Raw genomic sequence first — 8852 nt, 5'->3', positions numbered from 1 at the left:
TGGACGACTACCGGGTCCTCCGGGCGGACTCGTCGCGCACCGTGATCGAGGCCTTGAGGTACCGGAGACCGGATCTCCTCGTCCTCGACCTCCGGATGGCCGACGCGGAAGGCGGCGTGCCGCTCATCGAGAAGATCCAGGAGATCTTTCCCGGCAGCCGGATCCCGATCATCGGCCTCTCCTCCGATCCGAGCGCCGACCCCGAACGGCTCACCCACCTCGGCGTCGACCGGTTCATCACGAAGCCGTTCAGCCTGAGCCTCCTCCGCAGCGTGGCCCGGGAGCTCCTGGACGCCTACCGGCCGGCTTGAGGAGCGAGCGCCCGCCGGTTTGACACCGGGAGCTTCCGCAACCTATCCTCGCCGAGGAGGATTCGCGTGAGCCTCTTCTCCCGGAGCCGCCGGAATTCGGTGCACGTGGCGCTCCGGCGGGGGCTGACGGCCGTCCTCCTGTTCGTGGCGCTGGCCGCCGCATCCGCCGGCTTCGCCGCCACCGGAGAGGAGGAGGCCCGGCGATCGGCTCGCCTCTTCGGACAGGCTCTCACCAGCGGCCAGGCGTCCAGGCTCCGACCCATCCTCCCGTCCAGCGGCAAGATCCACCTCGCCGTGTCGCGGCTGGTCCCCGAGGAGGGGTACTTCGGCGCGAGCCAGGTCGAAGCGCTCATCGCGGATTTCCTCTCCCAGGGCTCGGTCCGCTCGTTCGAGGTGCTGCGCCTCGAGTCCGACGGGAAGACCAACGCGCTGGCCCGCGCGCGCGCGGTTTTGACCGACCGCGAGGGCCGGCCGGTCCGTCTCGGCATCCACCTCTCGTTCCAGACCGAGGACGACCACTGGGTGGTCAGGGAGATCAAGGAAACCCTCGAATGAGCGGGAGTCGGAACGGCGAATGATCCGGCGGTTCGGGAGGGTCGCGCTCCTCTTCGGGCTGCCTCTCGCGCTCCTCCTCGCAGGAGAGATCGCCGCGCGCGTCGCGCTCGACCGGGACCCGGACGCGGTGCAGCGCGATCTCCTGGCGCAGGCGGGCAGGCTGGACGTCCTGTTCCGGCAGATCCTCGCCGCCGCCGCCGAGAGCGCCCGGGTCGCGCTCGACCGTTCTCCCGCCGCGGCCTGGGAAGCGTCGGGATCGGGACCGCTCGCGGGACGGCTCGAAGGGGTCGGGCTCCTCGACGCGACGGGAGCGTACGTCTCGTGGGAGGGGCGCCCCGACCGCTTGCGGCCTCCCGTCACGGGCTCCGGACCGGTTTGGGAGATCCAGGTCGAGGGGCTCAGCCGGCGCCTCGTGGTCGCCTCCGCGCACGACCTCGCCGGGCGCGCCGGAGCCGCCACCTACCTCCTGGACTCGCCGCAGCAGGATCTCCGGTTCTCCGCTCTCCTGCCGAGGTCGCTCGCCTCGGGCCCTCTCAGGTCCGTCGACTTCCGCGACGTGGACGAGCCCCGCGGAGATCCCACGGAAGCCATCGGCGACGGCCGCCCGCTCTTCCGCGGCGGCCCGGTCGCGACGATCTACCAGCCGCTCCGCTCGCCCGGAGGCGACGTGCTGGCGGTGGCGAAGCTGGAGGAGGTGCCATCGGCTCACCGCGCGGCGCAGCGCCGCTCCTTAGCGGGCGCGGCCGCCGCGGTCCTGTTCTGCCTGCTCGCGGCCGGCCTAACCGACGGGCTCCGGACGAGCCCGCGACGCGGCGCGGTCCTGGCGATCGTGGCGGTGGCGGCCGGACGCACGGCCCTCCTGCTCTCCCGCGTCACGGTCCAGTTCCTGCCGCGGGAGATGGGATCCGCCAGCGTGTTCGGCTCGGCCCAGGGGTTCGGCCTGCTCGGCTCGCCCGCCGACCTCGTCCTGACCAGCCTCGCCGTGTTTCTCGTCGTGCTCGCGCTCGAGCGCGCGCTCCGAGACGCCGCGGCGACCCGGCCGCGCTCGGCGATGGCGGCCTCGCTGGCTTCAGCCCTCGTGCTCGCGGCGCTCGTCGGAATGCTGTCGGCCGATCTCGCCAGGGACGCCCGGGTTCCCCTGCTCCACTTCGACGCGCTCCCCCGCTCGCCCGGGCAGGTCCTGCTCCTGCTCGGTCTCGGTCTCGCGATCCTCGGCGCCGCGGAGCTCCTGGCCCTTTCCTTCGTCGCCCACCGCGGCGCCCGGGCGGCCCGGGCGCCGCGGCTCGCGGTGGCGGTCGCGGCGCTCCCGATCGTCGTGATCGCGAGCGCCGCGCTCCTCCAAACCGCGGACCGGGCAGCAAGGGAGAGGCTGCGGTCCGAGTTCGCGCCCCAGGTCGTCGAGCAGTCGCCGAGGCGGCGACTGGCGCTCCTCGCGGCGGTCAGGGAGGCGGCGCAATCCGACGTCACGGCCGAGGCGGTCTCGGGTCCGAACGCCCCGCGCGACGAGTACGCGGCCTACCTCGTCTGGGTCGACGGCGACCTGTTCCACGCCGGGTACAAGTCTTCGCTCGACGTCTACGACGCCACCGGCCAGCGGCGGAGCCACTTCGGGTTCGATCTGCCGCAGCTCTCCGAGGAACCTCCCGCGGCGGAGGGTCAGGCGGCGGTCTCGGTGCGCGAGGAGGGGTCCCCGCTCGGCGCGATCAAGCAGCGTCTGCTCCACGCCGAGGCTCCGATCCTGGACTCGAGGAAGGCGCGGATCGGCACGGTGGTCGGCCACGTCCTGGACGAGCCGGACAACCTGCCGTTCCTTCCCGCCTCCCTGACGTTCCTGTCGGCGCTCGGCCCGGGCGCCGCGCGCCTCGTCGCGGGCGAGGCCACCGGCGGCCCGGACTACATCCTGTACGCCGAGGACGGCACCGTGCTGCTCTCGACGCTCAACCAGCCACCGGCCGCGGAGGGCGCGCTCCGCGAGGCGGGAGGCGCCGGACGCACGGTGGGAATCGAGGTGGGAGGACAACCGTACCTCGCCCTCCCGCTGCCGGCCGCGGGGCGGCTCCACGTCCTGCTGCTGCCGGAGCTGACCGTCCTCGACGAGCTAGGCGCCATGGTGCGGCTATCGATCCTCTCCCTCGCGCTGCTCGCCGCCCTCGCGGCCGCGCCGTATCTCGTGCGGGGCGGAGGGGTCCGGCTCCTGTTGGACGGCCTGAGGTCGTCGTTCTACCGGAAGCTCCTCGCCGCGCTGCTCCTCGCCTCGATCCTCCCGCTCCTCGGCCTCGCGGTCTTCGTGCGCGGGACCATCGAGCGACGGGCGGACGCCGGGTTCGTCGAGTCCACCGCGCACCTCGCGCGGATCGTGAGCCGCGTGGTGGCGGACTGGGTGGCGGTGCAGGCGGAGGGCAAAGGCCCCGTCACGGGGATCAACGACGAGATCCTCCAGTGGCTGCGCCGGATCGTCGGCCAGGACATCCACCTGTACGAGAACGGCGAGCTCGCCGCGACGTCGCGCCGCGAGCTGTTCGCCTCGGGTTTCCTGCTCCCGCGTCTTCCCGGGGAAGTCGACCGCCGGGTCGTGCGAGGCGGCCTCCCGTTCCTCCTCCGCCAGAGCGAGTCCGGCCCGATCCCGATCCCCACCGTCTACGCCCGCGTCCACCTCGCCGGCCCCGACCGCGGGACCGTGGTGGCCGTGCCGGTGGTCTTGCAGCAGCAGGGGGTCGCGCGGTCGGTCGCTCGCATCGTGGAGCTACTCCTGCTCGCCACGGTCGTCCTGGCGGGCCTCCTCGCGGCGGCGGCGGCGGTCATCGCGGGGACCGTGGCCCGGCCGGTCCGGGAGCTGGTGGGCGCCGCGTCGAGGATCGCGGCCGGCGACTACGATTTGCGACTTCGCGCGAGAACCCGTGACGAGGTCGCCGGCCTCGTGGAGGGATTCAACACGATGGCCGCGGCCCTCGCGGCCCAACGCGCCGACCTCGTGGCGCGAAAGGACTACATCGAGGCGCTGCTGACGCACGCGACCGCCGGGGTCGCGTCGACCGACGCGGCCGGACGCGTCGTCACCCTGAACCCCGCGGCCGTGACGCTCCTGTCGCCGCCGTCCGGCCCGCCGCCGCGCATCGGGGAGACGCTCGAGGCCGCGGTCGGCCGCGACCCGGAGCTCGCGCCCCTCGCGGCGGCGCTCGCGGCCCCGTCCCCCGCCCCGGGCGAGCCCGTCGAGGTCGATCTCGTTCGCGCGGGGAAGCCCCTGAGGCTCCGTCTGGTCCGCGTCGATCTGCCGGACCCGTCCGGAGGCCCGCCGGGCGCCCTCGTGCTCCTCGACGACGTCACCGATCTGATGCGGAGCAACCAGCTCGAGGCCTGGGCCGAGATGGCCCGCGCCATCGCCCACGAGATCAAGAACCCGCTGACGCCGATCCAGCTCTCCGCCGAGCACCTGACGCGCCTCCTGCGGGAGCGTCTGCCCCAGCCTTCGCCCGAGATCGACGCGTGCATCGACAACGTGACCAAACAGGTCCGCGCGCTGCGGGAGATCGCGGCGGACTTCTCTGGCTACGCGAAGCTCCCGACGCTCCGTCTCGAGGCCATCGACCCCGTGGCGTTCCTCGGCGAGATCGCGGCGACCTACCGCTCCGGCAGGCCGCCGGGGATCACCGTGGAGGAGCGTTTCGAGCCGGCGCCCCGGATCGCCGCGGACCGGAGGGCCCTCGGCCGCGCGATCGTGAACCTGGTGGAGAACGCGCTCCAGGCGATGCCCGACGGCGGGACGCTGACGTTCGCGGTTCGTCCTTCCCCGGGCGGCGGAGCCACGCTCACCGTCCAGGACACGGGAACCGGCCTCGATCCCTCGGCGCGGCGCCACCTGTTCCAACCCTACTTCTCCACGAAATCGTCGGGCACGGGGCTCGGCCTCGCCATCGTGCGGCGCGCCGTCGAGGCCCACGGCGGCACCATCGAGGTCGAGAGCGTGAAGGGCGAGGGAACGGCGTTCCACATCCGGCTGCGGGCGGCGTAGTCCCTCCGGATCCTCCCCGCTTGTTTTCCCGCCGGATCCTCCCCGCTTTGATGGGTTCAGTTAGTGGGGCTTCGATCGACCTCGAGGTAGCGACGATCTCGATGGCGATCGCACCGACGAGCCAGCGGCTCACCCCGTGGTGGCGAGGGAGTCCGCGAATGGACCCATCAAAACGGGGAGGATCCGGCGGCAGCCCCACGCTATACTCCTGGCGATGACTGATGCTGCGCATCCTCCCCGTCGCTCCACCGCGCGGAATCCCTGGTACGCGGAGGGGCTGCGCTTCGCCTGTCTCCCGGACTGCGGCAAGTGCTGCACGCGCCACGGCGAGTACGACTTCGTGTACCTCGACCCGGACGACGTGGTCCGGCTCGCGGCGCACCTCCACCTCGACGGGGAATCGTTCCTGGAGAAGCACGCCGCCGAGGACGACGGGTACGTGATCCTGCGCATGGACGGACCGTCCTGCCCGTTCCTCCGCGGTACCGCGTGCTCGGTGTACGAGGCCCGGCCGACCCAGTGCCGCACGTTCCCCTTCTGGCGGGAGAACGTCAGGAGCCGCACGGCGTGGGAGCGGCTCCGGGACTTCTGCCCCGGCATCGGCGAGGGAGACCTTCACGGGGTCGCGACGATCCGCTCCGTGACGGCCAGGAAGCCCGAGCCGTGAAGGAATGACGCGGCTGCTCGCCCGGCGGCTCCTCGCGGCGATCCCGACCCTGTTGGGCGTCCTCACCCTGGTTTTCGTCCTGGTCGAGTCCGCGCCGGGTGACCCGGCCGCGAACCTCCTCGGCGGGGACCGCCCCGTACCGAAGGAGGTGCGGGCCAGGATCGTCGCGGCGTACGGGCTCGATCGACCTCCCGTCGAACGTTACCTTCGCTGGCTCGGCGCCGTGGCGCTCCGGGGCGAGCTGGGATGGTCCATCTCGCGCGGGCGTCCGGTGACGCGGGTCCTCGGGGAGGCGCTACCCGCCACGCTCCTCCTCGCGGGAGCGGCCCTCCTGGTCCACCTCGCGGCCGGGACGGCGCTCGGCGTGGCGATGGCGCGCTGGCACGGCCGTTGGCCCGACCGCGCGCTCGGCGCCGTCGGCCTCGTCCTGTACTCGTTGCCCGCCTTCTGGGTCGGGCTGATGGCGATCCTCGCGCTCTCCCTGGGCCTCGGACTCTTCCCGCCGGGCGCCACGCACTCCGTCGGCGCCGAAACGTGGGCGCCGCTCCGGCGCGCTCTGGATCTCGCGTGGCACCTCGCCCTACCGGCGGGGATACTCGGGTTGACCTCGGCGGCGGCGCTGGGTCGCTTCGTGCGCTCCGGGATCCTCGCCACGCTGGGAGAGGAGTTCGTCCGGGCCGCCCGCGCGAGGGGCGTGGGCGGGAGCAGGCTCCTCCTGGGGCACGCGCTCCGGAGCGCGCTCCTTCCCGCGATCACGCTCCTGGGACTTTCGCTGCCTGTGCTGGTCTCGGGCTCGCTCGTGACCGAGGTCGTCTTCGCATGGCCCGGGATGGGGCGGCTCGCGTTCGAGGCGATCCTCGCGCGGGACGTGCCGGTGGTCCTCGCCGCGACGCTCCTGTCCGCGGTGCTCGTCATCGCCGGGAACGTCGCGGCGGACCTCGCGATGGCGGCGGCGGACCCGCGGATAAGGGCCGGCCGCGCCGGGGGCGGCCGGTGAGGCTCACCGGGCGCGTTCTGGGCGCCGGGTTCCTCGCGGCCGTCGTCGCCGCGTCCGCCCTCGCGCCGATCCTCCACCTTCGCGACCCTGCGGCCCAGCCGGACGGCCTCGTGCTCAGGGATCTGCCACCGCTCTCCCGGGTCGACGCCGTGCGGCTCGCGGGGGGCGGGCTCCTCTACGCCCATGAGGTGCGCGCCGAGACCGACGGCTCGGTCAGCGTGCGGCGAGGGGCGACGTGGGAGCGACTCGCGCCCTCGGCCCTCGCCGGACCGGCTCCCGCCGACTGGCATGCCCGCCCTCGGTTTTCGCTGGGGACCGACGGCTTCGGGCGGGACCTCCTGAGCCGGCTCCTGTACGGAGCGCGGGTCTCGCTTCTCGTCAGCCTGCTCGCGGCGCTGCTCTCCGTGACGATCGGCGCCGCTGCAGGGCTCGCCGCCGGCCTCCTCGGAGGCGTCGCCGACGGCCTGCTGATGCGGGTCGCCGACGTGTTCCTGTCGGTGCCGCGCCTGTTCTTCCTGCTCCTGCTGGTCGCGCTGTACGGGCCATCGCTCTCTGGCACCGTCCTGGTCCTGGCGGCGACTTCCTGGATGGCCGCGGCGCGGCTCGTCCGGGCGGAGATCCTGTCCCTTCGCGAACGCGACTTCGTGAGGGCGGCGGAGGCGGCCGGCGCGTCGCGGGCGCGGCTCGCGCTGCTGCACTTGCTTCCCGGGGCGGCCGCGCCGCTCCTCGTGGAGGGGACGCTCCGTGTGGCGAGCACGCTCCTCCTCGAGTCCTCCCTCTCGTACCTGGGGCTCGGCGTGCCTCGCCCGATGCCGTCCTGGGGGAACCTGATTGCCGACGGGCGCGACACCCTCCTCGGCGCGTGGTGGATCGCGACGCTTCCGGGCTTCGCGATCGCGGCGACCGTGCTGGCGGTCCACGCGGTCGGAGAGGGGCTGCGCGATCGCATCGATCCCAAGACCGCTACGAGGGCGTAGCTCCTACCCCGGCTCGTCGAACCGCCGCTCGGCGCGGCGGACCGCCGCGACGAAGTCCTCGAGACGGTCGAGGTTCGTCTTCCCCGGGACGAACTCGACGCCCGACGTCGCGTCCACCCCGTACGGTCGGGCCTCCACGATGGCGGCCTCCACGTTCCCGGGATCGAGTCCGCCCGAGAGCAGGATCCGGCCGTGGACCGAGAACGCTCGCGCGTGCCGCCATCCCGGGACCCCGGCGTCTCCGGGCCTCCCGCCGGCGCGGGACCAGTCCAGGAGAAACGTGGTGCAGGCGTACCCCTCGAACGCGTCACCCGTGAAGGCGGGACCGATCCGGAGCGTCTTGTACCAGGCGGCCGGGCGGAGCGACTCGCAGTAGGCGGGAGTTTCGACGCCGTCGAGCTGGAGCGCGGTCAGCCCCACCTTCCTCGCGATCTCGAGGACCCGGATCAGCGGCGCGTCGGCGAACACCCCCACCTTCGCGAGGAACGCGGGGAGCCGCTCCACGATCCGGCGCGCGTCCTCCGGGTCGATGCATCGCCCGCGCTCTCCCGAGAAGTGGAACCCGAGGGCGTCGACGCCCAGGAGCGCCGCCTCGATGGCGTCGCGCTCCTCGGTGATCCCGGAGACCTTGACGAGGACGCGGCTCACTGGACCGCGAATTTCACGAAGACCGGGTCGGGCAGCTCCGGAGCCCGCATGAACAGCTCGAATCGCTTCCCCACCACCCCGGTCTTCGGCCGCTGGAAGTAGATGTAGTCCACGATGTAGCCGAACTTGGGTAGCCCCAGCGTGTCCCGCACCAGTGTCGAGTCCAGCGTGCTCGCGGGCGCGAGGCGGGTCGGACTGAACTTGCTCGGGTACTGGACGAACGCGCCGAACCGGTTGAACACGATCTCGTTCAGCTCGGCCAGCTGGCGGTCGAGGTCGAGGAACTCGTAGCCGTCCATCAGCTCCTTCGGCTCCGCGCAAGGATAGGCGTTTCCTTCCTGGTCCCGAAGGGTGAACGACTCGCGGGAAAGGGAGATCTTCTTGAGGCCGCGGTTCGCGACGCAGATCTCCAGGGGGATGTAGCCTCCCTGCTCCCGGTAGCGAGTCGGCTTCGTGTCGACGATGAACGACACGAGCTTCCCTTCCTCGATGAACGCGAAGGTCGACAACTTCCGGTCGAGCCCCCTGAGGTCCACCTTCTCGCCGGGGGCCACGCGCCGCTCGGCGCACGACGCCGCGCCGAGGACCAGCGCCAGGGCGAGCACGAGCCGCAACGGGATTCGCATCGATCACCTCCCCGGCGGTCCCCAAGAAGCCGGACGCGCCCCGCCGAGACTATGCCCGGCTC

8 protein-coding genes are annotated in these 8852 nt (G+C 72.8%); 6 read left to right on the top strand and 2 right to left on the bottom strand.

Features of this window, described 5'->3' with window-relative positions:
- The 6 genes from LAO51_11135 to LAO51_11110 all read left to right on the top strand — a co-directional run.
- Positions 1 to 311: response regulator (locus LAO51_11135; protein MBZ5639292.1), on the top strand; the 311-nt coding region annotated here is incomplete at its 5' end.
- A gap of 66 nt (positions 312 to 377) precedes the next feature.
- Complete coding sequence (locus tag LAO51_11130) at positions 378 to 866, top strand: hypothetical protein (protein MBZ5639291.1); 489 nt, start codon at positions 378 to 380, stop codon at positions 864 to 866.
- A gap of 19 nt (positions 867 to 885) precedes the next feature.
- Entirely contained in the window at positions 886 to 4875 is a 3990-nt protein-coding gene (locus LAO51_11125) for a HAMP domain-containing protein (GenBank protein MBZ5639290.1), read from the top strand.
- 214 nt (positions 4876 to 5089) lie between these two features.
- A complete protein-coding gene (locus LAO51_11120; protein MBZ5639289.1) occupies positions 5090 to 5542 on the top strand; it encodes a YkgJ family cysteine cluster protein in 453 nt (150 codons plus the stop codon).
- Positions 5543 to 5546: 4 nt separating this feature from the next.
- Positions 5547 to 6539 (top strand): ABC transporter permease, encoded by a 993-nt coding sequence (locus LAO51_11115; GenBank protein ID MBZ5639288.1) that lies wholly within the window; start codon positions 5547 to 5549, stop codon positions 6537 to 6539.
- Positions 6536 to 7516 carry an ABC transporter permease gene (locus LAO51_11110; GenBank protein ID MBZ5639287.1) on the top strand — a complete coding sequence of 327 codons (981 nt, stop codon included), beginning with the start codon at positions 6536 to 6538 and terminating at the stop codon, positions 7514 to 7516. The genes LAO51_11115 and LAO51_11110 overlap by 4 nt, the downstream gene beginning before the upstream one ends.
- 3 nt (positions 7517 to 7519) lie before the next feature.
- Here LAO51_11110 and LAO51_11105 read toward each other — a convergent pair whose 3' ends face one another.
- The gene (locus LAO51_11105) at positions 7520 to 8164 is read right to left on the bottom strand and encodes a phosphoribosylanthranilate isomerase (protein MBZ5639286.1); all 645 of its coding nucleotides are present in this window, start codon (positions 8162 to 8164) and stop codon (positions 7520 to 7522) included.
- Entirely contained in the window at positions 8161 to 8790 is a 630-nt protein-coding gene (locus tag LAO51_11100) for a hypothetical protein (protein MBZ5639285.1), read from the bottom strand. The genes LAO51_11105 and LAO51_11100 overlap by 4 nt, the downstream gene beginning before the upstream one ends.
- Positions 8791 to 8852 lie beyond the last annotated feature (62 nt).

It is taken from the genome of Terriglobia bacterium (assembly GCA_020073205.1).
GTDB lineage: Bacteria > Acidobacteriota > Polarisedimenticolia > Polarisedimenticolales > JAIQFR01 > JAIQFR01.
Note: the sequence above shows the minus strand (reverse complement) of the source record. Positions and strands in the feature narration are given on the sequence as shown.

Excerpts from the sequence above, each read along its gene's own strand:
- LAO51_11100 (MBZ5639285.1), bottom strand. The coding sequence starts at position 8,790 with ATGCGAATCCCGTTGCGGCTCGTGCTCGCCCTGGCGCTGGTCCTCGGC.
- LAO51_11120 (MBZ5639289.1), top strand. The coding sequence starts at position 5,090 with ATGACTGATGCTGCGCATCCTCCCCGTCGCTCCACCGCGCGGAATCCC.
- LAO51_11125 (MBZ5639290.1), top strand. The coding sequence starts at position 886 with ATGATCCGGCGGTTCGGGAGGGTCGCGCTCCTCTTCGGGCTGCCTCTC.
- LAO51_11115 (MBZ5639288.1), top strand. The coding sequence starts at position 5,547 with ATGACGCGGCTGCTCGCCCGGCGGCTCCTCGCGGCGATCCCGACCCTG.